The sequence below is a fragment of the Paracoccus aerius genome, assembly GCF_014656455.1.
Classification (GTDB): Bacteria; Pseudomonadota; Alphaproteobacteria; order Rhodobacterales; family Rhodobacteraceae; genus Paracoccus; species Paracoccus aerius.
Genome location: NZ_BNCL01000006.1, coordinates 59,052 through 85,911, shown reverse-complemented (window position 1 = coordinate 85,911; position 26,860 = coordinate 59,052). Strand labels below are relative to the sequence as shown.

The 26,860-nt window shown below is 63.4% G+C and carries 23 protein-coding genes and 2 pseudogenes; 9 read left to right on the top strand and 16 right to left on the bottom strand.

Features of this window, described 5'->3' with window-relative positions; all coding sequences use genetic code 11:
* From IE224_RS09200 to pedF, 6 genes are read right to left on the bottom strand one after another with little or no spacing between them, the layout of a single operon-like run.
* Positions 1-396, bottom strand: coding sequence for a hypothetical protein (locus tag IE224_RS09200; RefSeq protein ID WP_191309675.1), 396 nt, complete (start codon positions 394-396; stop codon positions 1-3).
* Entirely contained in the window at positions 378-1,010 is a 633-nt protein-coding gene (locus tag IE224_RS09195; RefSeq protein ID WP_229849305.1) for a pentapeptide repeat-containing protein, read from the bottom strand. The genes IE224_RS09200 and IE224_RS09195 overlap by 19 nt, the downstream gene beginning before the upstream one ends.
* A gap of 48 nt (positions 1,011-1,058) precedes the next feature.
* The gene (locus tag IE224_RS09190; RefSeq protein WP_191309673.1) at positions 1,059-2,909 is read right to left on the bottom strand and encodes a PQQ-dependent methanol/ethanol family dehydrogenase; all 1,851 of its coding nucleotides are present in this window, start codon (positions 2,907-2,909) and stop codon (positions 1,059-1,061) included.
* Positions 2,910-2,949: 40 nt separating this feature from the next.
* Complete coding sequence (locus tag IE224_RS09185) at positions 2,950-3,894, bottom strand: quinoprotein relay system zinc metallohydrolase 1 (RefSeq protein WP_191309671.1); 945 nt, start codon at positions 3,892-3,894, stop codon at positions 2,950-2,952.
* Complete coding sequence (locus IE224_RS09180; protein WP_191309669.1) at positions 3,891-4,652, bottom strand: quinoprotein dehydrogenase-associated SoxYZ-like carrier; 762 nt, start codon at positions 4,650-4,652, stop codon at positions 3,891-3,893. Before IE224_RS09180 ends, IE224_RS09185 begins: the two co-directional genes overlap by 4 nt.
* Positions 4,653-4,666: 14 nt before the next feature.
* Positions 4,667-5,338 carry a cytochrome c-550 PedF gene (gene pedF, locus IE224_RS09175; RefSeq protein ID WP_191309667.1) on the bottom strand — a complete coding sequence of 224 codons (672 nt, stop codon included), beginning with the start codon at positions 5,336-5,338 and terminating at the stop codon, positions 4,667-4,669.
* A gap of 108 nt (positions 5,339-5,446) precedes the next feature.
* On the opposite strand from pedF, the gene IE224_RS09170 reads away from it, so the two are divergent.
* From IE224_RS09170 to IE224_RS09140, 7 genes are all read left to right on the top strand, one after another.
* The gene (locus tag IE224_RS09170; RefSeq protein ID WP_191309664.1) at positions 5,447-6,061 is read left to right on the top strand and encodes a rhodanese-like domain-containing protein; all 615 of its coding nucleotides are present in this window, start codon (positions 5,447-5,449) and stop codon (positions 6,059-6,061) included.
* 23 nt (positions 6,062-6,084) lie between these two features.
* Entirely contained in the window at positions 6,085-6,753 is a 669-nt protein-coding gene (locus IE224_RS09165) for a LuxR C-terminal-related transcriptional regulator (protein WP_167624020.1), read from the top strand.
* A 39-nt stretch (positions 6,754-6,792) separates the two neighbouring features.
* Complete coding sequence (locus IE224_RS09160) at positions 6,793-7,974, top strand: FIST N-terminal domain-containing protein (protein ID WP_191309662.1); 1,182 nt, start codon at positions 6,793-6,795, stop codon at positions 7,972-7,974.
* Positions 7,974-10,190 (top strand): PAS-domain containing protein, encoded by a 2,217-nt coding sequence (locus IE224_RS09155; protein WP_229849304.1) that lies wholly within the window; start codon positions 7,974-7,976, stop codon positions 10,188-10,190. Before IE224_RS09160 ends, IE224_RS09155 begins: the two co-directional genes overlap by 1 nt.
* A 91-nt stretch (positions 10,191-10,281) precedes the next feature.
* Positions 10,282-11,370, top strand: a complete 1,089-nt coding sequence (locus IE224_RS09150; RefSeq protein WP_191309659.1) for a catalase family protein — start codon at positions 10,282-10,284, stop codon at positions 11,368-11,370.
* Positions 11,367-13,628, top strand: coding sequence for an FdhF/YdeP family oxidoreductase (locus tag IE224_RS09145; RefSeq protein WP_191309656.1), 2,262 nt, complete (start codon positions 11,367-11,369; stop codon positions 13,626-13,628). The genes IE224_RS09150 and IE224_RS09145 overlap by 4 nt, the downstream gene beginning before the upstream one ends.
* Before the next feature lie 96 nt (positions 13,629-13,724).
* Entirely contained in the window at positions 13,725-13,988 is a 264-nt protein-coding gene (locus IE224_RS09140) for a WGR domain-containing protein (RefSeq protein WP_191309654.1), read from the top strand.
* Between the two features lie 210 nt (positions 13,989-14,198).
* Here the strand turns inward: IE224_RS09140 and IE224_RS09135 are convergent, their stop codons facing one another.
* The 7 genes from IE224_RS09135 to IE224_RS09105 all read right to left on the bottom strand — a co-directional run bounded on the left by IE224_RS09135 (position 14,199) and on the right by IE224_RS09105 (position 22,179).
* A complete protein-coding gene (locus IE224_RS09135) occupies positions 14,199-15,386 on the bottom strand; it encodes an AI-2E family transporter (RefSeq protein ID WP_191309652.1) in 1,188 nt (395 codons plus the stop codon).
* A gap of 243 nt (positions 15,387-15,629) precedes the next feature.
* Entirely contained in the window at positions 15,630-16,157 is a 528-nt protein-coding gene (locus tag IE224_RS09130) for a hypothetical protein (RefSeq protein ID WP_191309650.1), read from the bottom strand.
* Between the two features lie 160 nt (positions 16,158-16,317).
* Positions 16,318-16,653, bottom strand: coding sequence for a hypothetical protein (locus IE224_RS09125; protein ID WP_191309647.1), 336 nt, complete (start codon positions 16,651-16,653; stop codon positions 16,318-16,320).
* A 109-nt stretch (positions 16,654-16,762) separates the two neighbouring features.
* Positions 16,763-17,455, bottom strand: a complete 693-nt coding sequence (locus IE224_RS09120; RefSeq protein WP_191309645.1) for an EF-hand domain-containing protein — start codon at positions 17,453-17,455, stop codon at positions 16,763-16,765.
* Positions 17,456-17,510: 55 nt separating this feature from the next.
* On the bottom strand, positions 17,511-18,257 hold the full coding sequence (locus IE224_RS09115) for a hypothetical protein (protein ID WP_191309643.1): 747 nt from the start codon (positions 18,255-18,257) through the stop codon (positions 17,511-17,513).
* 364 nt (positions 18,258-18,621) lie between these two features.
* Positions 18,622-19,137, bottom strand: a complete 516-nt coding sequence (locus tag IE224_RS09110) for an ATP-binding protein (protein WP_191309640.1) — start codon at positions 19,135-19,137, stop codon at positions 18,622-18,624.
* A gap of 51 nt (positions 19,138-19,188) precedes the next feature.
* Positions 19,189-22,179, bottom strand: coding sequence for a restriction endonuclease (locus IE224_RS09105; RefSeq protein WP_191309638.1), 2,991 nt, complete (start codon positions 22,177-22,179; stop codon positions 19,189-19,191).
* Between the two features lie 211 nt (positions 22,180-22,390).
* Between IE224_RS09105 and IE224_RS09100 the strand changes: the two genes are divergently transcribed.
* Together IE224_RS09100 and IE224_RS09095 are read left to right on the top strand one after the other, a co-directional pair.
* Positions 22,391-23,719 carry a HEPN/Toprim-associated domain-containing protein gene (locus IE224_RS09100; RefSeq protein WP_191309635.1) on the top strand — a complete coding sequence of 443 codons (1,329 nt, stop codon included), beginning with the start codon at positions 22,391-22,393 and terminating at the stop codon, positions 23,717-23,719.
* Positions 23,720-24,106: 387 nt separating this feature from the next.
* On the top strand, positions 24,107-25,066 hold the full coding sequence (locus tag IE224_RS09095; protein WP_191309633.1) for a hypothetical protein: 960 nt from the start codon (positions 24,107-24,109) through the stop codon (positions 25,064-25,066).
* A 262-nt stretch (positions 25,067-25,328) separates the two neighbouring features.
* On the opposite strand, the pseudogene IE224_RS20990 reads toward IE224_RS09095, so the two are convergent.
* The 3 genes and pseudogenes from IE224_RS20990 to IE224_RS09085 all read right to left on the bottom strand — a co-directional run.
* A pseudogene (locus IE224_RS20990) lies at positions 25,329-25,646 on the bottom strand (integrase core domain-containing protein); the annotation flags it as partial.
* A gap of 48 nt (positions 25,647-25,694) precedes the next feature.
* Positions 25,695-25,961, bottom strand: a pseudogene (locus IE224_RS20985) (HAMP domain-containing protein); the annotation flags it as partial.
* 470 nt (positions 25,962-26,431) lie between these two features.
* The coding region (locus tag IE224_RS09085; RefSeq protein ID WP_191309629.1) for a winged helix-turn-helix domain-containing protein at positions 26,432-26,860 on the bottom strand (429 nt) is incomplete at its 5' end.

Sequence of the window (26,860 nt, the reverse complement as noted above, 5' to 3'; positions counted from 1 at the left end):
TCAGGGACCGGACAGCTCGATCCGCCAGCCACCCGAGGCGTTGACCTGCAAGCGATAGGTGCCCGGCATCTCGATCAGGAAATGCCCCGTGCCCGCGCCGCCGTGGTGGAGGTTCTGGACGACAGCGCCCGTGGTGTCGTCCAGCAGATAGGCGACCAGGATCGCATCGTCGCTTTCGAACCCCAGCATCTGCGGCCCGGTTACGGTGAATGGTCCCGCCATGCCGCTGCCCTGGCCCTCAAAGAACGTCCCACCCGACAAAGGCAGGGCGTCGTAACAGGCAAGCCGCGCCCGGTCGTCGGACAGGGCACGGCAGTCCGACAGTTCCCCGGCTGCGGCCTCGGCTGCCAAGCAGGTCGCCAGCAGCAGCGACCCGATCACCAATCGACGGGGCACCCGGTGCAGTTCTCCATATGCACGCCTTCCCAGATGGTGAAGCGGTTGGTGTTGTCGCCCAGAGTGGCGTTGGCCAGGTCGGCGTTGTAGAACTTGGCTTCGGACAGGTTGGCGGCGACAAGGGTCGTGCCGACCAGGCGGGCCTTGTTGGCCCAGACCGCCTCCATCGACACGGCGGTCAGGTTCGATCCGCTGAAGTCGATCCCGGCCATGCGGGAATAATCCAGATCCGCCCCGGTCAGGTCGGCGTCGCGCACGGTCGCGCCTTGCAGATAGCTTTCGGACAGATCCGCCCCGCGCAGATCCGCGCCGGTCAGGGTAGCCCCCTTAAGCAGCGCGCCGTGCAGGTTCGCGCGCACCAGCCGGGCGCCTGACAGGTCCGTGCCGTTCAGGTTCATGCCCGACAGATCCTGGTGGCTCAGGTCGACGCCGGGGCAGGACGCGCCGGGTTCCAGCCTGCAGCCGTCGATGGTCTGCGGACCCTCGGGCAGGTCGTCGGTATCGGTGATGATGCGGTAACCGGTGCCGGGCGTGACCTGCATTGGGTCGGCCATGGCCCCATGGGTGGACGGCGCGGCCAGCAGCAGGGCCAGGGCAATGGAATGGCGATACATGGTTCCCCCTTGAAAAAGCGCGGGGGCGCGATGCCCCCGCCGCCGTTGTCAGTTGGCCGAGGCCAGCAGTTCCGACGGGATCTCGAAGACCCAGAAGGATCCGCCCTGGCTGACCTGCGTGGTCAGCTGCGCCATGTCGCCGCCCCACAGCGGCACCGCGCCGCCATAGCCCGAGGCGATGCCCAGGTATTGCTTGCCGTCCATTTCCCAGGTGATCGGGCTGCTGACGATCCCCGAGCCGGTCTGAAACTTCCACAGTTCCTCGCCGGTCTGGGCGTTGAAAGCCTTGACGTAACCGTCCGAGGTGCCGGTGAAGACCAGGTTGCCCGCGGTCGCCAGCGTGCCTGCCCAAAGGGGAAACTCTTCCTTGTGTTCCCAGACCTTTTCCCCGGTGGCGGGGTTGAAGGCGCGCAGGGTGCCGATGTGGTCGTCATACAGCCGCTTGATGCGGAAGCCCTGGCCCAGATAGGCGGCGCCCGCCTGGTAGGTCACGTTTTCCGTCCAGTAGTCCTCGGTCCAGTTGTTGGCGGGGACATAGAACAGGCCGGTGTCCTGTGAATAGGCCATCGGGTTCCAGTTCTTGCCGCCCAGGAACGGCGGGGTGACCTGGATGGTGGCGCCCTTCGTCTCGCCTTCCTCGGGCAGAGGGGGTCGCTGGCCCTCGACCTCGATCGGGCGGCCGGTTTCCAGGTCGATCCCCTTGGCCCAGGTGATTTCGTCGACAAAGGGAAAGGCGTTCAGCAGCGCGGTGGGGCGGTTGATCTCTCCGCCACGCTGGGACAGGGCATCCACGTCGGTCACGTAGAAGAAGCCGTTGCGGTCGGCATGGGCGCCCGCGCGATGGGTGTTGCCGTCCTTGTCGGTATAGTCGAACAGGATGATCTCGTTGTTGCCGGAAAAGTCCCAGGCGTCGTTCGGGGTGTGCTGGTAGAAGCCCACCAGTTCGCCCGTGGTGGGGTTCACGTAAGCTTGCCCCGAGGTGTAGAGGCTGTCGCCTGGCGTCCTTGCCCAGGTGTTCCATGGGGCCGGGTTGCCTGCGCCCACGACGATGGTGTTGCTTGCCACGTCAAAGGCCGCCGACTGCCAGGGCGCGCCGCCGCCGTGGTTCCAGGCCTCGACCTTCTCGCCGTTCTCCTGGTTGGGCCAGCTTGGCGCCGAGGCGTCGCCGGTGGTGCGGCTGTCCTTGCCCTCGAAGCGGCCCATGTGGCCTTCGACGAAGGGCAGCATCCAGATTTCCTCGCCCGTATCCACGTCCCGGGCGTAAAGCTGGCCCACCACGCCGAACTCGTCGCCGGACGATCCGTGGATCAGCATCATCCGGCCGGTTTCCTTGTCCTTGATGACGGTTGGCGCGCCGGTCATCGTGTAGCCGACCTTGTGGTCGCCGAACTTCTCGCGCCACTCGACCTTGCCGGTTTCCTTGTTCAGCGCATAGATGCTGGCGTCCAGGGCGCCGAAATAGACCTTGTCGCCATAGATCGCGGCGCCCCGGTTCACGACGTCGCAGCAGGGGCGGATGTCGTCGGGCAGGCGAGCCTCGAACTTCCATTTTCGCTCGCCGGTCTTGGCATCAAGCGCCCACATCCGGGAATAGCTGCCGGTGATGTAGATCGTGCCGTCATGGACGATGGCCTGGGTTTCCTGGCCGCGCTGCTTTTCGTCGCCAAAGGAAAAGGCCCAGGCCGGGCGCAGGTGCTTGACTGTTTCGGCGTTGATCTGGTTCAGCGACGAATACCGCTGGGCATTGTTGCCCAGGCCATACATCAGGACATCGTTCGTCGTCTCGTGGTCGTTCAGGATGTCCTCCCAGGTGACATCCTTGGCGATGGCGGCCGACAGGCCCCCCGCGACCAGCAGCGCGAGGGCGCTGACGGACGGGATGGTGAAAGCTTTGCGCATACTCTCCTCCTTGATGGCAAACTTCGTTTCTGGTCGTCTGTCAGACGCTGCCGCCGATGACCGGCAGGGCGCTGATCTCGTGCGCGCGCCATTGCTGGACGGTGGCGCGGCGGTATTCGGCAGGGTTGGCGCCCAGGTGGGCAAAGGCGGGCATCGGACCAGCGGCAAGCGCTTCGGCCGGTGTCAGGCCCAGGCTTGCCGCTGCGTCCATGCGGGCGGCGAAGGCGTCGAGATAGGCCAGGGTCTGCACGACCGCCCGGCTGTCGCGGTGGAAGGGGCCGTGGCCGGGAATGGTGCCGCTGACGGGCAGCCCGCCCAGCCTGGCCAGGGCAGCCCGCCAGGCCGCAAGGTCGGCATCGGGAAAACTGGGCGCGCGGTCCAGGAACAGCAGGTCGCCCGCGATCAGGGTGCCGGTCCGCTGGTCGATCAGCGCCAGGTCGGCCCCGGTATGGCCCGACAGCGCCATCACGGTCAGGCCGCGCCCGCCGATGGTCATGTCGCCCCCTTCGACGGCTGCCGTGGCGGCCAGCGGCGCCGTCCCCTGCATCCAGGATCCCAGGATGCGATACAGCCCGTCGGACAGCGCCTGCGCGCCGGCCTTTTGCGCGGCGGTGGTGCCAGGCAAGGCCTGGATGGGGCGGTCGGCGAAGGCCCCGTTGCCGAACCAGTGGTCCGGGTGGTGATGGGTGTTCAGCGAAGCTGCGACCCCGCCAAGGCGCCCATCGGCAAAGGCGCGCAGCGCGGCACCGTGGCGCAGCGTGCCGCCGGTATCCACCACGACCGCGCCCTCGGGCGTCTCGAGCATCGCCACGTTGCAGATCGCCCCGCCGTTGGCAGGGGCGATGCTCTCCTGCGCGCCTTCGATCAGCCAGACGCCATCCGCGACCTGCCGGGGCTCCAGCCGGTATTCCGGCGCGGCCCGCGCGGGAACCGGCAGCAGCGCGGCGGCGGCACCCAGCAAGGTCTGGCGGCGGGTGACCCTCATGCCGCGACCCGTCCCGAGAAGCGGAAGCCGCTGGTATCGCGCGCGGTGATGCCCACGGGACCGCGGGCCAGATCCGGGGGCAGCAGGAAGGTCAGGACCGGGTTTTCCTCCAGCGGTTCGTGGATCTCCAGCCGCGCGATCTCAGCCCCCGCTGCATCCGTCAGGGTCAGGTCGGTCAGGTGATGGGCGGGGACGCCGTCGGCCAGGCCCGTGTCCATCGGGTGCCGGATGCCCACGCGCAGCCGCCCCGTTTCCGGCCACAGCCTGGCGCGCATCTCGCCAAAGCCGTCCTGCCAGTCGGGGCGGGCATGGGTCACGGCGGGCGCCGAACAGCCGCCGCCCATCGCGTCGACGAAGGCGCCGCCCATGATCCATTCGCCCCCGGTCAGAGCCGAAGCCCGGATCGGCCCGGCAATCTCGTATTTCACGCCAAAGCCAAGCAGCGGCAGGGCGCGGCCCGGATGGAACACGAGGGCCAGCGGAAAGGGGCTGTAGTCGATCGTGACGACCATCCGTTCGACGCGATCCAGCCCGGTCGCATCGGCCAGGACGGGGACATGGCGCGCATCCTCGGCATTGCCGGGAGCCAGAAGGCGCAGGCCAGGATCCGTGCGCCAGACACCGGGAACGCCCAGCAGATCGGCGCGGTGCAGGTCCCACATGCCGCTGTCCAGCCGGTCCGGTCGGGTCAGCCCGCCGCCAAAGCCGGCAAGCCCGGCCTCGCCGCCCGGCAGAAGGTGGGACAGGATCGCCGCCACGGCCCGCGTCCCCGTCAGTCCCGCACGGCGGCGGACAAGGTTTCGATCGCAGCCTTCACATGAGGGGGCTGCGTCGACAATTGCCAGGCAGCCTCGTCAAAGGGGGTGATCGCGCGGGGCGCGCCCGACAAGGGCTCGAAGCCTTCGCCCGCTGCGGCAAGTTCGGTCGCAAGGGCGGTGGCTGCGGCCTCGTCATCGGCGACCAAGGCCAGCTTGTCACGCAGCTCGGTCAGCTTGCCCTGCTGGTCGGCGATTTCCACGTCGTCGGCGCGGGTCTCGACATAGGTGCGGATAGCCCAGATCGCCTGCTGGTTCAGGATACCCTCGAAGGGCGGCATCTTGACCGCCCCATTCTGTTCATAGCCGTGCAGGATGCGGTCCAGGAACCACTCGTCCCCGAACTCGTTCGCCTCGAGATAGCGCAGGTCGGGGGCCAGCCCGCCCGAGATCGCCTCGAGCCCGTGGCACCGCGCGCAGTTGCTGTTATAGCCCTTGGCGCCGACCTCGACCGCCTTGAACAGCACTTCGGGCGCGGCTTGGCGCCAAGGGTTTTCGGTTGCCATCTCGGCGGGCAGGTCGGGCAGGCCAGCCGTGTCCACCGCCTGCGGCGCGGTATCGCCATGGCCCAGTGCGGCGGCCGCCCCCAGGATGATGCCGAAACCGGCCCAGATCGTTGCCTTGCGCATTCGAAGCCCCCTCGATTACTTTGCGGCAGGATCAAGCCAGGCAGGCGGATCCCACAATTCTCCAATGGTCCCGGCGGGGGGTGCGGTCTTAGGCCAAAGGTCGAATTGGTGGCGGGGCGTCGGCCGTGGGAAGCTGGCGCGATGAACATGCTGCGCCTGATCCCCGCCGCGCTGATCGCGCTGATGCCGCAGACCGCCGGGGCCGAAGCGGTCTTCGACCCGCCGACCGGGCTGCGCGTCGCTGCCTATCGCGCGCCGGTCCCGGACAGCGTGCCCGGCGGGCGGGTGGTCGGCGCCGATGAGGTCGCGGCAATGGCGGCAGGGGGCGCGCTGCTGATCGACGCAATGGCCGCGCCCGGCCATGCCCTGACCCCCGAAGACGCATGGATCATCGCCGAACCGCACCGGACCATCCCCCGCGCCCATTGGCTGCCCGAGATCGGGCGCGGCCGCCTGGACCCGCGGATCGAGGCGGGGCTGCGCGCCTCGCTTGCGGATTGCGACCGGGCGCGGCCTGTGGTCCTGTTCTGCAAGACCGACTGCTGGATGAGCTGGAATGCAGTGCAGCACCTGGCGGGTCTGGGCCATAGCGAGATCGGCTGGTATCCGGGCGGGGTGGATGACTGGGCCGATCAGGGGCGCGACCTGGTTCCCGTCGATCCGCTGCCGCTGGGACGCCCGCTTTGCACGATGGACGGGGTTGGCCCCGCTGCCCTAGACTGACCGAAATGCAAAGGGCATCCGCCATGACCCAGAACCCGACCCGCACCATCGCCTCGGTCCTGATCGTCGAGGATCACCCGCTGTTCTGCGACGCCTTGTCGATCACCTTGCAGATCGTCGGAGGAATCAGCAGCGTGCGGACCACCAGCTCCATCGGCGACTGCCTGCGACAACTGGCCATCGGTCCGCAGCCCGACGCGGTGTTCCTGGATCTGAACCTGCCCGATGCGGACGGGCTGGACGGTCTTCTGAAGGTGCGCAAGGCGGCCCCCGACGCGGTCCTGCTGATCGTGTCATCGCTGACCAGCCCTGCCATCGTGAACGCGGCCATCGACTTCGGCGCCTCGGGCTATGTGCCCAAGCACAGTCAAAGGCAGGTGTTCCAGGATGCCCTGGCCCGCATCGCGCGCGGAGAGATCTACCTGCCCGAGGGCTTCGTGGCCCCGGACGGCCCGAGGCCCCTGGCGCAGACCCGGGACCGGCTGGAAAGCCTGACCACGCAGCAGTCGCGCATCCTGTCGCTGATATCGGAAGGCAAGCTGAACAAGCAGATCGCCCATGACCTCGACATCGCAGAATCGACCGTCAAGGCCCATGTCACCGTCATCATGCGCAAGCTGGGCGTGCAGACCCGCACCCAGGCAGTGCTGGCAGCCCAGGCCGCGCGGTTTGACAGCCTCGGCGCGCGGTGACATCCTTTCCCGCAGGGAGAGGCGCGGACAGGCAGGCATATGGACGGAGGAGGAGATCCGACCGCCGCCCCGCCGCGGGCGGGTTCAGGCATAGGCAGGCACGGCATCCTTCGCCGGGCGCAGGCGCCTGCCGGGGATCCGGGCGCGGCGGCGCGCCTGGCGGCGGATCTGGGGCCGGGCATCGCGCTTGCCCTGCTGTTCGTGTCGCCAAGCGCCGATTTCGCCGCCACGATGGCCGCCGCCGCCCGCGCCTTCGGCACCACCCCGGTCCTGGGATGCACCACCGCCGGAGAGATCGCGGGCGGCTATGTCGAGGACCGGATCGTCGCGGTAGGCTTTCCCGCATCAGATTTCGCGGCGGAAACCATCGCCATCCCGGATCTGGACCGGATTGAACCCGGCGCGCTGATCGACCGGATGATCCGCGCCCGGCAGGCGCTTGCGGCCGGCCGGCCCGGCTTCGCCCATGAATTCGCCTATCTGATGGTCGATGGCAGCACCTTGCGAGAGGATGCGTTGATGGCCGTGGTGGGCCACGGGCTGGGGCCGGTGCCGCTGTTCGGCGGATCGGCGGGCGACGGGGCGCGCTTTGGCCAAAGCTATCTGGCACAGGGTGGAACCGTGCGCACCAATGCGGCCTTTCTGACCTTCCTGCGGACCCGCTGCCCGGTCAAGGTCTTCAGCTTCGACCACCTGGATGCGGGGCCGGGGCAGATGGTCGTGACCGGGGCCGATCCGGCCCGCCGCAAGGTGCACGAGATCAACGCGGCCCCCGCCGCCGCCGAATACGCCCGCCTGCTGGGCAAGCCCGCGGGTCAGCTGGACCCCTTCATCTTCGCGGCGCATCCCCTGGTGGTGAAGGTCGGCGGGCGCTATCACGTGCGCTCGATCCAGCGGGTCGAGAACGGCACCGACCTGATCTTCTTCAGCGCCATCGACGAGGGTGTGGTGCTGACCTTGGCGACATCGCGCGACATGGCCCGGTCGCTGGACGCCAACCTGGCGGGCTTGGGGGACGGGGGCCGCGTGGACAGCATTCTGGCCTGCGACTGCATCCTGCGCCGGATCGAGGCGCAGCAGAAGCAGCAGATCCGCGACGTGTCCCAGGTTCTGGCCCGCCACAACGTCACCGGCTTTTCCACCTATGGCGAACAGTTCGGCGCGATGCACGTGAACCTGACCATGACCGGCGTCGCGATCTATTCGCCCGAGGAAGACTGATGGACAACCTCGTCGATCCGGCCGAGCCGCCGGACATCCAGATCGCCCGGCTGAAGAAGATCAGCGCCGTCCTGATGCGGCGCGTGGAAACCCAGACCGACCGCGACGGCGCCGCCTATTCCCAGTTCGAACGCGCCGTGGTGCTGGAGGATCAGGTCCGCCGCAGGACCGAGGAACTGGAACGCGCGCTGCGGCTGCTGAACGAATCCAACGCCAAGCTGTCGGCCGCCAACAGCCAGATCGAGGGCGCCCGCCGCGACCTTGCAAGCGCCATCGAGGCCGTGCAGGAGGGCTTTGCCCTGTTCGGCGCCGATGACCTGCTGCTGCTGTTCAACGGCCGCTTCTGCTGGCAGATGCCCGAGGTGCGCGCCCAGTTGCGGCCGGGAATGCGCTTTGCCGATTATGTCCGGATCGTCAGCCGATCGGCCAAGCTGCACCTGCCCGCGGGCCAGACGCCCGATGACTGGGCGGCCACCCGGATGCAGCGGCACCGGCGCGACCATGTGATCTTCAACCTGGCCCTGATCGATGACCGCTGGCTTCAGATCTCGGAACATCGGACGGCGAACTCGGGCACGGCCATCGTGCAGACCGACGTGACCGAACTGATGCGGGCGGAACGCGAGCAGCGCGAAAGGCTGCTGGACAATCAGGGGCGCATCATCCGCGCGACCCTGGACCATCTGGCGCAGGGCGTGGCGATCTTCGACGCGCAGGGCCTGCTGGCGGGCTGGAACCGGCGCTTCCGTGTGCTGACGGGCCTGCCGCCGCAGACCTTCACGCTGGGGACGCGCTTTCAGCGGGTGACGGAACAGATGCTGCAACTGTTCCGCCCGGCGGGTCCTGGAGACGCGGCACGCATCGCCGACTGGATGCAGGGGCAGGGCGGGCAGGGGCAGGATGGGCGTGGGGCTCTGTCCTTCGAACTGGTCCAGCAGGGGGGCGGGCTGACGCTGGACGGCTTTGCGCAGCGCCTGCCGGACGACGGTTTCGTGTTGTCCCTGACCGATGTCACCGCCGAACGCGATGCGCTGCGCCGCCTGGCCCGCGCGAACGAGGAACTGGAAGCCAGGGTCGCTGCGCGGACCGACGAATTACGCGATGCGCTTGCGCAGGCGGAGCGATCCAATGCGTCGAAGTCGCGCTTTGTCGCCGCGGCCAGCCACGACCTGCTGCAACCGTTGTCGGCCGCCAAGCTTTACCTGTCGGCCGCCGATACCGCTGGGACCAACAGCAATGTCCAGAAGGCCGGCGAGGCGCTGACCAATGTCGAACGCATCATCGAGGCGCTTCTGGACATCTCGCGCCTTGAAACCGAGGAGGAACAGCTTGCGCAGGGCGATCTGGCGCTGAACGACATCCTGTCCTCGCTTTCGTCCAGCTTTGCGCCGGCAGCGGCAGCCAAGGGACTGCGCTTCCGGGTGCGGCCTTCGGAAGCCCATGTCATCAGCGACGGGCTGTATCTCCAGCGGATCGTGCAGAACCTCATCTCGAATGCGATCCGCTATACCGACCGGGGCGGCGTCTTCGTGGGCGCGCGGCGGCGCGGCGACAAGGTGCAGATCGAGGTATGGGACAGCGGTCCCGGCATCCGGGACGAGGATCGCGCAGTGATCTTCCAGGAGTTTCGCCGCCTGCACCGCCGCGCCTCGGCCAGCGAGGGGATGGGCCTGGGCCTTGCCATCGTCGAGCGTGCCTGCGCCCGGCTGGGCCTCGGCCTGGACCTGCTGTCACGGCCGGGCCGCGGCAGCGTCTTTCGCGTGACCGTGCCCCTGGCCGCCGCGGGGGCCCGCAACAGCCGGGACAACGGCGATCCCCGGCACCTGTCGTCGCTGGCCGGGGCGGGGCTTCTGGTGCTGCTGGTGGACAACGACCACGAACTGCGCCGGGCGATGGTCGCGCTGCTGGAAGGCTGGGGGATCACCGTGCTTGACGCGGAAGGCCCCGAGGATGCCATCGCCCTGATCGACGAGATGGACTTCGTGCCCGACGCGATGCTGATCGACTATCAGTTGAACGACGCCGTGGACGGGCTGGATCTGGTCGCGATGCTACGCCGGCGCTTCGGCTGGCGACCGGCGCGCATCATCTCGGCCGACCGTTCGCCGGTGCTGCGGGAACGCTGTGCGCGGATGGGCCTGTTCCCGATGCCCAAACCTTTGGATACCGAGGCGCTTTATCATTTCCTGTCGAACGTGAACCCGGCAATTGCCTGACTTGTGATGCCCCGGCGGCGGCCTGAGGCGGAACGCTTTTCCGCCGGACCTGTTGACCCCTTGCCACACCAGCCGCAGCAAAGGGTCGACCATGCAGCCTCCAGTCCGCTATTCCCCCGATGTCGAAACCGAGGGTCCGGACGAGGGCCGTGTCATCGACGAGCTGTTGGAAACCCTTCGTGACATCATGGAAACGACGTCCAGGGACTATGGCCACGCGGTCCGGTCCGTCCACGCGAAAAGCCACGGCATCCTGCGCGGCGAGCTGGAGATCCTGCCCGGCCTTCCCGCCGAACTGTCCCAAGGCATCTTCGCCCGCCCCGGGCGGCATGGCGCGATCATCCGCATCTCGACCAATCCGGGGGATCTGCTGCACGATTCCATTTCGGTCCCGCGCGGGCTTGCACTGAAGGTGATCGGCGTCGAGGGCCCGCGGCTTGAGGGGGCCGAGGGCCGGAACCAGGACTTCATCTTCGTGAACGGCCCGGTCTTCACCGCGCCCGATCCCCAGACCTTTCTCAAGAACCTCAAGCTGCTGGCACGGACCACCGACAGGGCGGAATGGGCCAAGCGCGGGCTGTCGGCGGTTCTGCGCGGGGCCGAAAGGATCGTCGAGGCTGCCGGCGGCGAAAGCGCGACGCTGAAGACCCTGGGCGGCGCCCCGAATGTCCATCCGCTGGGCGAGACCTATTTCACACAGACCCCTTATCGACATGGCGACCATGTCGCGAAGCTGTCTCTGCAGCCTGCCTCGGCCAGCCTGACGCGCCACTCGGGGCAGGTCATCGATACCCGTGGACGGCCCGACGCCATCCGCGAGACGCTGGCCGCGGACATGCAGACCGGCGACGTGGTCTGGAACCTGCGCGTGCAGCTTTGCCGTGACCTGGACAGGCAACCCGTCGAGGATCCCTCGGTCCTGTGGGACGAAGCCGACAGCCCCTTCGTCACCGTGGCACGCCTGCATGTCCCGGCCCAGACCGGTTGGACTGAGGAGGCGGCCGAACTGGTCGATGACCACATGCGCTTTTCCGTCTGGACGGGGATCCAGGACCACCGTCCCCTGGGCGCGATCAACCGCGCCCGACGACGGCCTTACCGGATGTCGGCCGATTTCAGGCAGCGGTTCAACGGCTGCCCGATCCATGAACCCATCCTGACTGCGGAGGCCGGAACATGAGCCGGGAAGAACGCGGACAAGACCCGACGACGCCTTTCTACGACCGCCCCACCGGGGGCTGGGGTTCGCTGAAAAGCGTGCTGAAACATGCCGCCAAGGATCGCATCCGGCTGGGCGTCGTGGAAACGCTGCGCCGCCAGAACAAGCCCGGAGGCCATATGTGCACGTCCTGTGCCTGGGCCAAGCCGCCCTCGCCCCACCTGGCCGAATTTTGCGAGAACGGGGCAAAGGCGACCATCTGGGACCTGACCCGCGACCGCTGCGGCCCCGACTTCTTCGCCCGCCATACGCTGGCCGAACTGCGGACCTGGTGCGACCACGACCTCGAGGCGGTGGGGCGGCTGACGCATCCGATGCGCTATGACCCCTCCAGCGACCGTTATGTCGAGACGACCTGGCCCGAGGCATTCAAGGCCATAGGCGCCAAGCTTCGCGGACTGGATCCGAAATCGACGGTCTTCTATGCCTCGGGCCGCGCCAGCCTCGAGACCTCGTATCTCTACCAGCTTTTCGCGCGGCTTTACGGGCACAACAACCTGCCCGACAGTTCCAACATGTGCCACGAGACCACCAGCGTTGCGCTGAAAAGCACCATCGGCGAAGCCGTGGGCACCTGCGTCCTGGATGATTTCGACCACTGCGACCTGATGCTGTTCTTCGGCCAGAACACCGGCACGAACAGCCCGCGCTTCCTGCATCCGATCCAGCAGGCCGTGAAGCGCGGCTGCAAGATCGTCACCTTCAACCCCATCCGTGAACGCGGCCTTGTCGAGTTCACGAACCCGCAAAGCCCGACCGAGATGCTGTCGCGGCGCGGCACGCCCATTTCGGATCTTTACCTGCAACTGCGACCGGGCGGCGACATCGCGGCCATCGCAGGGATCTGCAAGCACCTGCTCGAGATCGGCGCCGTGGACCGTGATTTCATCGCCGAACACGGACACGATTTCGATGCCTTCGAAGCCTGGATCCATGCATCCTCTTGGGACGATATTGAGGCGGCATCGGGCCTGCCGCGCACCGACCTGGTCGAAGTGGCCGAGATCGTCGCGGCGTCGCAGCGCGTCATCGGCATCTATGGCATGGGCCTGACCCAGCATGTCCATGGCAGCGACAGCATCGGAATGCTGGTCAACCTGCTGCTGATGGGCGGCCATATCGGCCGACCCGGCACCGGCATCTGCCCGGTCCGCGGCCATTCCAACGTCCAGGGCCAACGCACCGTCGGCATCTCGGAAAAGCCCGAACTGGTGCCGCTGGACCGCCTGTCCGAACTGTTTGCCTTCGACCCGCCGGAAGACACCGGCATGACGACCGTCGACGTCGTCCAGGGGGTCATCGACGGCACCGTGCGCGGCTTCATCGGCCTGGGCGGCAACTTCGCCCGTGCGATCCCCGACCAGCACCAGGCCGATCCTGCCTGGGCCAGGTTGGATCTGAATGTCCAGATCGCCACCAAGCTGAACCGCTCGCATGTGCTGGTGGGCGACGGGGCCTGGCTGCTGCCCTGCCTGGTGCGCGCGGAACGCGACCGCCAAAGGACCGGGCCGCAGGCGGTATCAATGGAAGACAGCCTCAGCCACATCCACGGCTCGATGGGGCGCAGGCCGCCTGCATCGCGCCACCTGCTGTCGGAACCCGCCATCATCGCAGGCATTGCCAAGGCGACGCTGCCGCCCAAGCCGCAGGTCAAATGGGATGACTGGGTGGGCGACTATGCCAGGATCCGCGACCTTATCGAGGCGACCTATCCCGACCAGTTCCGCGACTTCAACGACCGGCTGTTCCAGGCGGGCGGGTTCTATCGCGGCAATTCGGCGCGCAGGCGGGATTGGCAGACCGACAGCGGCAAGGCCCAGTTCACCAAGCCCCAAAGCCTTTCGGCCTTGGGCGAGGAACCGGGACAGGGCATCTTCACGCTGATCACGCTGCGGTCGAACGACCAGTTCAACACCACCATCTATGACTTCCACGACCGCTTGCGGGGGCTGGAGGGGGACCGCATGATCGTCCTGATCTCTCGGCCCGAGATGGAGCGGTCGGGACTGGCCGAGGGGCAGCGCGTCACCCTGGTGTCGGCCGTCGAGGATGGCGTCACCCGGCGGATCGAGGGGCTGAGCGTCGTGCCCTATGACCTGCCGCCCGGCTGCGTCGCCGCCTATTATCCGGAAACGAACCCGCTGGTGCCGCTGGCCTGGCATGACCGAGCCTCGAAAACCCCCGCCTACAAAGGTGCCCCGGTGCGGATCGAAACCTGAAGGGGGCTGGAACACATCATCACGGGGAATCGTTTGGGCGGGTCCGATTCACAATGATCATTGGATTTTCCGAAAGCGTGGCCGGATACTGGAACCATGACACAGGAACAAAGCAGCCTGCTTCTGGCCCGTCGTGATCCGTCGCAGAACCTGGCGCGGTTCTACCGGATCGAGATCACGCCCGACCTGTTCGGCGGCGTTGTCCTGATCCGCAACTGGGGCCGCATCGGCCATCACGGCCAGGAACGGCGCCATTGGTTCGCCGACCTTCCCGACGCGCAGCGCGAACAGCAGCTATGGCTTCGACGCAAGCTGCGCCGAGGCTATGGCACGCAGGACGCCGACGGCGGCAACGCCTGATGTTCCATAATCCGGATTATATGACAAATAATTGGGCCAAAGGGGATGTTTCAACTGAGCTGGGACAGGAGGCTACCTGTGCGGGATAACCCGCGCCTTCCAGCAAGCCACCTGTGTATTGCCCGTTGAAGGAATGACTGTTTGCGGATTGGCAAACCGGCACCGGCCTGTTTCGGAAACCGGTCCCGGAAAGACCTCGGATCTAGGCTATCAATCGCTGCAGGTTACTTGCCGGTCGAGTTCTTCCAAGTTGCTGGCGTTGCTCAACATCAGCGCGAAAGGCCGAAGACTTTCTATATGGGCGCAGATGATCATCGCCGCGATGGTAATGGGCACAGCCAGGATTGCCCCTGCGATTCCCCAGAGCCAGCCCCAAACCAGAAGAGCGATCAGCACGACAAGTGAAGACAGCGACACCTGCCGACCCTGCACCCTTGGGTCGATATAGTTACCCATCACCTGCTCGATGATGAAAATCCCGACGCCGACGGCGATCGCCGCGCCTGGATCCTTTTGCACCACCACGTAGAGGACCGGCAACGCCCCTGCAATCAGCGAGCCGAGCGTTGGCAGGTAGCCGAGCACAAAGGTCAGCATGCCCCAGACCACAAGCAGGTCGACCCCGAAAATCCAGAGCCAGGCTATGTACAGAACTGCGGTGACAATGCCCAAGACCGTGCGCGCCATCAGATAGCGGCGCAACAAGCGGGAAATGACTATGATCGACTCCATCGTCTTGTCGTGCGCGGAACGGTTCAGGATGTTGCCGATCTTCTGGCGCCATCTCGGCGCCTCGATGAGCATGATAAGCGTCAGAAAGAACACGAGCACAGTCGCGAACAATGTGCCGCTGGCTGCGCCGAGGATTTTCAGGGCCATGCCGGATGCCCAGGATCCCAGTTTTTCGACCACGAAGGTGCTTGAGAGAAGTTGGCGGAGCGGCTTGATGGAGCCTTGGGCGACTGAGGATGGGGCATCAATGACGGCACCTTCGGGACTACCCTGCGCTGCAACTGGCGAGTCTGCTGCTGCATCCGCGGTGGAACTGCCCGATGGGCTTCGGAACTCTTGCCCGAACTGAGGCAGCAGGCTGCCGCTAACGCCTGATGACGGAAAGCGGTCGACAAGCTGTTGTGCGGCAATCCAGACCATGCCCATCAGCAGCAGCAGAGACACCAGGACGACGCCCATGGCAGCCACATGGCCAAGCCACCCGAACCTCGTGGGCAGTCGCTGGGTCACGCACCGGTCCAGTGGCGCAACCAACAGCGCAAGGGCGAGGGAAAAGATGACCGGGACCATGAAGGCACCCGTTGCATACAGGGCCCATCCGCCCAGGACCACGGTGATGGCGACCAGCAGCCAGAAACGAGCCCGAGAGATCCTGCCTGCATCCATCCTTCATTCTTTCCTGAGAGCCGTCGTTGAACGGGCGGTATGGCAGCCATGTCAAAACAGATGGTAAAGGCCAGTCCCGTGTTTCCCTCTGGCATGACACGGCGGCATCATCGCCAATGGGCACGGGCGGTTTTGTTGTCGTTGGGGCTAACGAAACGAGGGCGGCGCCCCTTCGTGCTTCTTGTGTCATAGCTGGCGATGGAAGATAACGTGCCCCGGCACGGGGACCGGGGCAGCAACCGGTCAGTTTTCCTGTATCTCGCCGGCAGCGGCACGTGTGCCAAGTTCGAGCTGCCGGATGCCGTTTTCAACTGCCGCTGGATCCCACATGTTTGGCATCGCCGGCTGCGCCTGCGTCGCCATGTAGCCGCTTTCAGCGGCTTCTCCGGCTTTGGCCGCGCTGTTTGAAGCTGCTTGGCTTCCGCTGTTGCTCCCTCCGCCCGTTGAACTGCCCTGAGCGTTTGAAGCAGCCGGATGTGCTGATGATCCGGGAAGAGGCGTGGCAAGCGCAAGAAGTTCTCCCGCTGGGCCGACGATCATGTAGAGGACAGTGTCTGCGGGAGATGTTCCCTTCAGGACACTGCTGCCCTTTACATCCTCGACGTTGCGCATCCCAACTTTTTCGGCCTGGCTCTTTGCGGCCTCGCTGCCCGCTGCTTGGGTCGAGGCGCTGTCTTGCGACTGCTGCGCCCACAAAGGCCCGGCTGCCAAGGCAAGACCGAACGCCGCAGCAACTTGCTTGCTGCAGGTCTTCCAGTTCGTCGTCGTCATGGGGATCTCCTCCGATTGCATCCGGGCTCCAGCGGTCAGATGCTGGAACCCGCGGGTTGTCCGTGAACAGCTTTCGGCCTCGCCTGACTTGCCATCGGCGGAAGCCGAGGGGACCGGGACGGCAGGGCGGGCCTTTGACGCCCACCCTGCCCCGGAACGGTCAGACGTCCCAGAAGCCTTCGTCGCCCAGATCGTCCCCGACATCACCGAACTCGGGCTCCTCGATGACGCCGCTGTCGTCCCTGTCATACGAGTTGAACACGCCGGCGTTGTACTCGTCCTCGCTCAGCGCTCCGTCATCGTCCCCGTCCCAGGTGCTGAACGCGGTCTCGTCTTCGCCAAAGGCGGAATTCCAGCCCGTGCCGAATTCCTCCTGGTTCAAGGCGCCATCGCCGTCGCTGTCCCATTCGGTCATGTTCTGGGCCATTGCCGGGCTTGCGGCGAGGGCTGCAAGAACGGCACCCAGGCCTGCGATCTTTTTCAGTTCCAACGTCATGTTGTTCTCCAGGTTCTTCGTTGGGGCGGCGTTCGCCGCCGGTTTTCGGCCAGGCCGCTTTGGATGACGTGCAGGTGCTTTCACCGCACGGTGCAGCCCGCTAAGCCGTTCAGACGTCCCACAGGCCTTCGTCGCCCATGTCGTCGCCGATATCGGCCAGTTCCGGTTCCTCGATCAGGCCGTCACCGTCGTCGTCGTAGCGATCGAAGATCTCTTGGGTCAGTTCGTCTTCGGTGATGCTGCCATCACCGGTCCTGTCGAACTCGGCAAACAGCCCCCAGGTCTGGAAGCCGGTCTGGAATTCATTGCCGAGAATAACGCCGTCGCCGTCGACGTCCCAAGCTTGGAAGCCTATTGCTTCCCCCGCAGGTTCGTCGGCCGAGGTGACGGCATCATCGGCGTCCGTCGCGGTGTCCGCGACCTCCTCGTCAACAACTTCTTCCCCGCCCTGCCGGGCCTCGACCACTTGCTCGCGGTGGAAGCGCCAAAAGCCCTCGTCGCCGAAATCGCGTTCAAGGGCGCCGTATTCTGTTACCTCGATGGCATCCGTCAGGTCGCCATCGTACCGGCCGTAGATCCCGCTGCTGAACTCCACTTCGGACAAGACGCCGTTGCCATCATCATCCCAGTCCGTGAAGTCGACCCGTTCACGGAAGCCCTCGCGGAACTCCTCGATGCTCAAGAGGCCATCGTCATCCGCGTCCCAGGCTCCTTCGTCCCATCCGGCCTGCGCCAGGACCGGCGTGGTGCAAAGAAGCAGGGCCACAAGGCCGTTCGCGGTGAGTTGCGTGTAATTCGTCATGATCTTTCCTCCAATTTGGTTGGGTGCATGATTGCTGGCAGGTGCCGACCAAGCTTCAGTTGCCGGTCTGCGCGCTGCCGGGGTCCGCGGCCGCGCCCGTCTGGTCCGCCGCTGCGGCAGCGCCATCGGCGCCGCCATCGCCGCTGGCCTGCGGCCCCGGGCGGGGTTTTCCGTCCGGTCCATAGAAGGTGATATCCGCCCCGGTCAGAAGCGAGCGTTCGATCTGCTCGACCGCCTGGCGGCGAAGGCCCTGTTCCAGTTGGGTCCGCACCTCGTCCAGCGGCGGCACCTCGTCGGTCGAAACGGCCTTTAACGCCGCATAGGCTTGATCCACGGCGTCAGCGGTCACGCGGTTCTGCAGTTCGCGTTGCAGCCAGACCTGCACAAGCGCGTTTTCCTCGGCCGTTTGCGTGGCCTGCGAGACCAGCGACTGGACCTCGGGATCCTGGGCCAGGTTCTGGGATCGCGCCTTCTGCACGATGGCCTCACGCAGAAGCAGTTGCTGCAGCGCAAGCGAGGCCACGATCTCGGGCGGTTGGGCGGAAAGGGGCGGAGGAAGCGCACCGATCGCCGTCAGCAGATCGGAGTTGCGGATTTCCACGCCGCCAATGGTTGCAAGCAGCCCATCGGCGACAACGCCCGTGGACGCCTGTCCGCCAGCAGCCTGCGCCGTCTGATCCGACGACTGCGTCTGCTGCGCGCCCGTGTTGCCTGGTGCATCTGCCTTAGGCGCGTCCTGGGCCAGGACAGCGCCCGCACAGAGAGGGAAGCCCAGCAGCGCGGCTGCGGCAAGGGTCGTCATTCTGGGTCTGGCGCAAACGGCAGCGAATGCCATGTCCATCTCCTTTCGGTTTTGCTCTGCAAGACGTGCGGCCTGCCGACCGAAAGCCGAAGCCGCACCGGCACGATGGCCACGAAACCAAGTTAGGGGATGTCGGGACGCTGGATTCGCTATGTGTTTGTCGAGGCTGTGACAGCATGTGTCAGACACGGCTGCCGATACAATTTGACGCCGTTCGCGTGTGGAACTGCAAGGTCAGCGCGTCGTCGGTCCCTGGCCGTTCGGCGGAAAACGAATCAATATGAATGCGACCGGAAGGGACGTTTTCCACAGTGGCAGACGTTGTTCTCGCCTCTGATATGCGTCCGGCAATCCAGGGGGCGGGTCACAAGGGAAGAACAAGCTCGGCGCGCAGACCGCCCCCGCTGAGGTTGATCAAGCGGACCTCGCCGCCATGATCCTCGGCTATGGCTTGTGCAATGCTCAGGCCAAGGCCAATGCCCTCGGACTCGGAGGAGCGGGACTTGTCGCCACGGCTGAATGGCAGGAACACCCTTTCAAGCTGGCTTTCGGGAATGCCCGGTCCCCGATCCTCCACCGAGATGACGGCAACATGCCTGGAACGGTGTGTGCTCACATGTGCTTCCTGTCCGTACTTGAGGGCATTCTCGATCAGGTTCGTCACGGCACGCTTGATGCCCACGCGCTTGCAGGAGATGATGATGCCAGAAGCGCAATCGCAGCTGATGCAAGCGCCGCTGTCGGCAAGATCATCGCAGATGCTGCCGACCAGTGCTCCAAGATCGATACGGCTCTTGGGCTCAGCCTCGTCCAAGGTTCGGGCGTAATTCAGGAAGGTGCCGATGATGACATCGATGTCATCGAGCGCACGAAGANGCATTCCTGATCTCCTCGTTCTTGGAGACCAGCAAACGTCAGATCGTAGCTTCCGTCACTGTCCAATTTCCGGGGAGCAGCTCAGTATGCCGTTAAAGGGCGTGTAGTTGCCGCCGTTCAAGCCGTGATAAACGGACTCAATGTTGATCGCGGCGATGTAATAGGCCAGCAGCACGATCTCGTTCGCGTGCAGCTCGTAGCGGAACTTGTGCTCAAGCTCGTCAGGCTGGATCAGGCCGGACTGTAGCAGGCGCGTGATGAAGGTGCCCGTGCCGGTGAAGGGGTCAATGATATGGACACCCTTCGACCCAAGGGACTGACCAAACTCGTCCTGAAGCACATCGTTGACCGACCGGATGATGAAGTCGACGATCTCGATGGGGGTGTAGACAATCCCCAGCTTGTCGCGCGTGCCCTTGAAGGCGACACCAAAGAAGTTGTCGTAGAGTTGGCGGACTAGTTCCTGCTTGGCGGCGGGGTCGGTGATGCCCTGTGCCTTGTTGCGGACGCTTTGGTAGAACTCGTCGAGATCGCGGCTTTCCTTTTCCAGATGCGCACTCTCCAACGTCTCGAGCACGCCTTGGATGGCGCGCGAAACTGGGTTCTCCTCGGTGAAGGCGTGGCCCTCGAAGAGCGCATCGAAGACTGGACGCGTAATGATGTGTTGCGCCAGCATCTCGATGGCCTCGGCCTCAGTGATGCCGCTGTTAAGGTCATCACGGATCTCGGCCAGGAAGGAGTCGAAGGCGTGCCTGGCAGGGCTGCCAGGGACCGAGAGGATGGCCTCGAGCCGGGTGATATGAGCCAAGGCGATATCGCGCAGGCTGGCCGCCCAGCGGTCCCAGTATTCGCGGTCGCCGCACTTCTTGACGATCTTCGCCTTGATGGCACGGCTGAAGTCGTCGAGGACCATCGAGCCCTGTTCAGGCTCTCGATCATCCTCAATAACGAAATCGTCGTCATCCCTATCCTGGCCCCGACCGGCGATGCCAGAACGCTTGACGGCAGTCTTTGATGGTAGATTTTCTACAGTCGCCGTAACCGACTGCAACTCCTTGCTGTCTAGGCTGATGATCTCAACCTTGTCCGAGACGTCCTGTCCTAGGGACATCTGGTTTATAGTCGCATCCAGCCGCTCGTCGTGGGCGCGCAGGGCGTTCAGGATCTGCCAGACGACCCGGTATTTCTCGTTATCGTTCAGCGCCTCTTCGGGCGACTTGCTGGCTGGGATGCCAACAGGCAAAATGACATAGCCCATGCGCTTACCCGGAGCCCGCCGCATCACCCGGCCCACCGACTGCACCACATCGATCTGCGACTTGCGTGGGTGCAGGAACATGATGGCGTCCAGCGCTGGCACGTCGACGCCCTCGGACAAGCAGCGGGCATTGGTTAGGATCCGACAGGTCTGATCCTGGGTCTCAGCCTTGAGCCAGTCCAGCAACTCGCCACGCGTTTTCGCGTTGAAGGTGCCGTCGACATGCCTGATCTCGCAGTCGAGCTGATGCCGGGTGAGATCTGCCTCACGTTGCTTCACCTCCTCCGATCCAAGATATTCGTTCACCACGTCCGAGAACTCGTCGCGAACGAGCTTGGAGGACGCGATGTCGCGGCAGAAGGCCAGTGCCCGACGCATGGGCTGGGTGTCCGCCCCAAGATCGGCCTGGATGTCCATCTTGGTCAATGCCTTGTAGCAGCCGAGGATACGCGTGGCATCATCGAGCACGAGACCGCTGGTCGGATCCTCAATGCGGTGCTGGACCGAGCGAGCCACCAGTCCCTCATCCATCGTCAGCACGACGACCTTGTAGTCGGTCAGCAGCCCCTCCTGCACCGCCCAGCCGAACCCTCGATAGAACAGCGTCGGGCCGAAAAGCTCTTCGTTGTCCATCGTCGCAAGGGTGACACCCAGGTCATTCGCCTTCGATTTAGCTGCGTCGCCGTAGATACGCGGCGTCGCGGTCATGTAGAGCCGTTTGTTGGCACCGACGATTGCATCGTTGTGGACCTTGACGAAGTTACTTTCCTCCTGCCCGTCGATGGTTGCGCCGGTGGTGCGATGAGCTTCGTCGCAGATGATCAGGTCGAAGCGCCCCATGCCGTGCTTGAGTTGCGCGTCGGATACTCCCTGGATCGACTGATAGGTGGCAAAGACGACAGTCATCTTACCCATGGCAGGATCGGCCACACCGGCAGCGAGTGATGCAGGATCGGTGGTCGCTGGAAACGCCAGGTCGAGGGTGGTGATCTCGGCCACGTCATCCTTGGCGACACGGCGTCGGCCCACCTGGCTGTCTGAACAGACCGCGAAGGAGCGAAGCGGCGTCGTGGTATCATTGGTCCATTCCCTGACGGTCTGAGCCATCAGCGCGAGCGATGGGATCAGGAACAGCACGGTGCCGTCTGCACCGACCAGATCCTCAGCGATCTTCAGCGCGGTGAAAGTTTTACCAGTGCCACAAGCCATGATAATCTTGCCGCGGGAATATTCCGTCAGCCCCTTGCGGACAGCATTGACGGCATCCGTCTGGTGCGGCCGCAGTTCCTTCTTCGCTTCGAGCGCCACTTCCTGCTTGGCCGCGAAGACACCCCACTGGATCGCTGATGCCCGCATATCGACCAGCCCGATCCGGATGACTGGGATCACCTGGCCAATGAGCATGGCTTCCGCGTTGTCCGACCATTCGCCTTCGGTCGAATCCATGATGACGCGGCGCGCGAAAGGCTCCTTCCCCGAGGCCGAGATGAAGGAATCAATGTCGGCTTTCGCGATCTTGTGCTTGGCGGCGTAGAACTTGCACTGGATCGCGGCATATCCCTCATGACCCCGCAGCTTGGCAACGAGATCGATGCCGACATCCTTGCCCACCCAACCGTTCCTCGCCGCCCAATCCACCCAGGTCCAGACCTGCTCATACTGCTCGGCCTGGAGGGGATCATGGGTCAGGAACGCCGCACAGAGCCGTTCGTAATAGGTGCCTTTTTCACGCTCAGAAGCCGCTGCTGCCCGGTAGCTGTCCAGGAGGGCATCAATAGAAGACGTCATGAAAATCACCGTCGAAATCTGTTGCAGCGACCATAGTTGCGAAGGCAAGTTTGGGCAATCTGCTGATGAATAAAAGCCATACAGGCAGTTTGCCTAGCTTTCCCGGAACGGAAGACTGACAGCCCGGGGACGGGTCTTTCAAGGCACCTGCCACCTCTATAACCATCCCGTCAGGATAACAGCGACTACTACTGAGGACAGGAACGAAAAGATGGCAAGAACACTGCTCCAGCCAACAAAGATGACTCTTCGGCTGGGCGAGATGCTTATCGAGGCGACCGAAAGCCCAAAAGAAGAGATATACGCAGGTCTTTTCGCCAACACGGACAGAACAGAGCTCAGCGAGCGGGAACTCCATCCTGACGAACTTGATGCCCGAACTGAACTGGAGAGCCGGAACTCGGTCTTTGGTCACAATCTCGGCGGAACCTACATTCAGGCCGCCCGAAGGCGTCTCCGAGCAATGATCCATCGTTTGGAGTTACTGGATCACAGCATAGACCGTGCTTTGGCAGACTACGACTATGGGGCTTTCGACATAAGATTTTTTCTCAATGAAAAGCCGAGCCCGGTCGCGACGTTTGCTGAGATAATGGATACGGTAAAGCAACATTGTATTCGCTCTCTACTTAACGACCCCGTCGACCTGTTTGGGGAGATGCGAAACAAGCGCCGCGATATTCATTTTGGCTGGATCGAAAGTATCGATGACATCCCGCCAGGCATTGAGCAACTCCATGCGTTACTAGACGTTGTTCCGCCTCTCAGCCGCATGCGGATGCTGGCTGAAAACACCGACAACCTAGACCTCGACGTCGTCTGGCATTACGGCCCCGGAATATCCGATCTTTCTGTCGCTGAAGAGCACATCAGGCTCGGCCCACCCCGATCGCACAAAATCCTTGTCGTGACTGAGGGTAAGACTGACGCAGAAATAATCGAGGCAGCGATGAAAAAGCTGCGCCCGGATGTGGCTGACTTCTTCCGCTTCTTCAGCACGAGCGAATGGCCCTTCGGCGGCGCCGGTGACATTCCCAAGTTGCTCCGCGGCCTTCAACAGCTGGGTGCCGAACTTCGCGTCATCGGCATATTTGACAACGATATCGAAGGATGGAGGAGCTTCAGGTCACTGACGCTTCGCTCTATCGGTCCCTACTGTCGAGCAATGACTCTACCTGATCTGAATGTCTTCAAGAGCTTTCCCACCGTTGGCCCGGGTGGATTGGAGCAACAACTCGACATAAACGGCATCGGCGCACCGATTGAGGCGTATCTCGACCTAACGCGGTCACACCGAAATGGACCCTCGGTTCTCCGCTGGGGTTCATGGGACAAGTCCGAGAAGAAATACAATGGAATTGTGGATCCAAAGGATCCACCCCGCATCGACTTTCTCGCGTGGTGCGAGGGAAGAAAGCTAGGCCCCTATGATACGTCAAAGATAACAGCAGTTCTTGATAAGCTCATCGGAGAGGCAATTGCCATGGCGCCGTGCGTCGGGCACAAAAACCTTCAGTGGAATCTGGGAGCATACAAATAGGCAGCCTGGCGAGGCAACGGGTCCAATCTCAGATCACACTGAGTTTCCGACCCTAATCGGCTTGGCCGATGACTGGTCATAGAATGCCGATCAACGGCAGTTTTTCTTGCGTATTGATTGCATTGAACGTCCGGACGCTAACTTCGTAGGTTTGCGGAAATTAACCTGAGTGCTTAGATTGTCGCGGCTTACGTCGCGTGCAGTCATCCATTAGGTAAGAAACACAAGAAGGACCTGGTCTAGGTTTGAAATTAGCACGTAAATGGCATTTGACGATTGATGAAAGATGGCACGAAACCGCTTTCTCCGAACTGGACTTAAACAAGATACTCAGCTAGATAATGGCGCACACATGTATGTCAATCCGATTTTTAGGGAGTCTCTATCGTGGGTGATCATGCGCGGTATATTTTTCAAGCATCGCGGGATGCTCATAGGTCCATCACCCGTTTATATGATTTTATTCACCCTACCGCGATATCGCTGTGGAATCTTCGCTGGCAGATCCAGGGTTATTTACAGAGCGTCCCGACCGCTGATGCTAGAATGCTGGAGGCAAGGTTTGCGAGTGGCTCTCGAATTGGCGCCGGTTCCTTGAAGCGAGCCACGGTTGAGGTCACATGGGACGAACAACTTGGAACCTTTGCGTCCTTTATACTCACAAACGCAATCGCAGTGTTCGAAGACTACCTTTCCACGCTAGTTGCTCTGTCCGACTTTGGAGATAGCAAAAAGCGGGCTATTGAAAAGCAATTGCAATTTCCGACTGGCGCAAGTAACGGTGGTGTAACGCAAGCATTGACTACACTTGGAGTTTCGAATTTATTCATAGGCAATGTGACTTGGGACAAGCGAATTACCGAAAGAATTGACGAGGGAGGGATCGACCGGCTTTTGATTTGCTATCGTTACTTCAAAGAAATACGAAACTCAGTTGCTCACAATGGAGGGCGGGTCGGGCAAAGGCAGCTTGACGCTCAGGCAGAGTTTTCTCATGCAATAAATTCCGGGAAGATTGGAAGAGCAAATGCACCTCAGTTTCACTCCGCCCAATCGGTGGGTGACGAAGTCAAGCTGTCTTATCGAGGGGTTATTGGCTTCTCCGAAGTATTGTTACACATAGTTGCAACATACGATTGTGTTTTTGCAAAAACACCCTTAGCTGAAAACGAGATGAAAGCAATACTTCAGCCAGATAAACAGATTTGGCCGACGAGTGAAGCGGGCAAAATTCGGCGGTTTAATAAGGTTTTTGATCCAAGTAAGTTTCCGAAGATCACCCCAGCACCAACTGTAGTTGCCTATCTGAAATCGGAAGGCCTTATCCCGCAGTCGGTGCACCTATAGGCACTCGTCAGTGAACATGATTGGGCTACTACCCGGAGCTCGGACAGTGACGGCGGCCGGGGTCTAGACGAACACATCAAAGGCCACCGGCTGGGCACCTTGCAGACGAAGTCCCGCGGATCATTCGCCATCTTCACACTGAAGCCAGACCTTCGTTGTGGCCGTGCGGCATGGCCGGCTGCACGGGCCTTGGATGATCGATGGAGCGATGAACGCCAACATGTTCGGCCCTTATACGGCAACCCAACTGGTTCCGACGCTTCTAGGTGTTCAGTCCCGGCATCTGGTGGATCGGATCGACGATGAATCTGTCTGGCTCTGAAGTCCAGACCTTGCAGATGTATTCGTAGGGCGTCAGGCCGCTCAGCGTCTTGAGCCGACGGGCAAAGCTATAGGCTGCGATGAAGTCGTCGAGGTGCGTTCGCAGTTGATCGTGATTGTCGTAATGGAAGCGCTTGACGGTTGCCTCCTTGATCGTGCGGTTCATCCGCTCGACTTGGCCGTTCGTCCAGGGATGCCTTACCTTCGTCAGCCTGTGCTCGATCCCATGCTCGCGGCACACGCGGCCAAAGATGTGCTCGAAGGCGGTCNCGGTCCTGCCACGGATAAGCCGTATCAGCCTGCGCTGCATCTTGTTGAAGGCCGTGGCAGCCAGCACCACCTCGCTTGGCCCGGTCACCGGCAGAGGCATCGAGAACAGGTTGCGCCCCAGACGCTCGGCCGCCTCGGACAGCCGGGCAAGCGGTTGCGTGACCCGCCGGACCAGCCAGAAGGCAACAAGGGCGATCCCGATGGCGCTTGAAATGAAGTTGGCCAAAAACAGGCCGGGCAGAGACGCCTGCTGCGGACTGAGAAAGCCGATGAAGTTGATCCATTCGTCACCGTCATGCCGCATCGAGATGGCCAATGCGGATCCCTGGTCGGGAAGGTTGCGGGCGTAGGCCGGTGATCCGGCGCGGCCCGACGGATCGAAAGGAGGCGGCGCGACCTGAAATCCTTCCTCGCCGATGAGGCGGACACGCAGGTCGCCTTCCGCAATACGCGGCACCTGGGTCCGCAGATAGGCGGTGATATCGCGTTCGGTCCTGGTGGGATCCGGCACGGCGACGGCCGGCTGGTCTGACAGCCAGACACGAAAGTTCCGGGTGTCCGAGAACAGCACGATGCTGTCGTGCCAGTCGGCCGGCAATTCATGCAGAAGACGGCTGATATCCGCGGCCCTTTCGGCGCGGTCCACGGCCTCGGTCACGGCAAGCGCGTCCCGGCGATCAAGAGCATAAAAGAAAAGGCCGGCGGCATGGGACAGGATGAAGCTTGCCACGATGATGGCGGCCGTCTGGAACCGCATGCTGGCATGAAGGGCCATCAGTTGATGTCCGGCGTGAACAGATAGCCGTCACCCCAGATCGTCTTGATGATGCGCGGCTCGCGTGGGTCGTCGCCCAGCTTGCGCCGCAACCGGCTGACCTGGATGTCGATGCTGCGATCCGAGATGATGGCAGAGCGGCCATGGGTGGCGTCCAGAAGCTTCTCGCGCGACAGCACGACTTGCGGCCAGGTCAGAAAGGCGACAAGCAGTTCGTATTCCGCGCTGCTCAGTTGGACCACGATGTCATCCGCCGAAATCAGTTCCCGCTTGCCGGTGTCGAGGCGCCATCCGTCGAAGGAGATGAACCGGGACGCCGGATCCTGTGGTGCCGGTTTCGGCCCGGCGCTTCGGCGCAGCACGGCCTTGATGCGGGCCAGCAGTTCGCGCCCGTGGAATGGCTTTGGAAGATAATCGTCAGCCCCCAT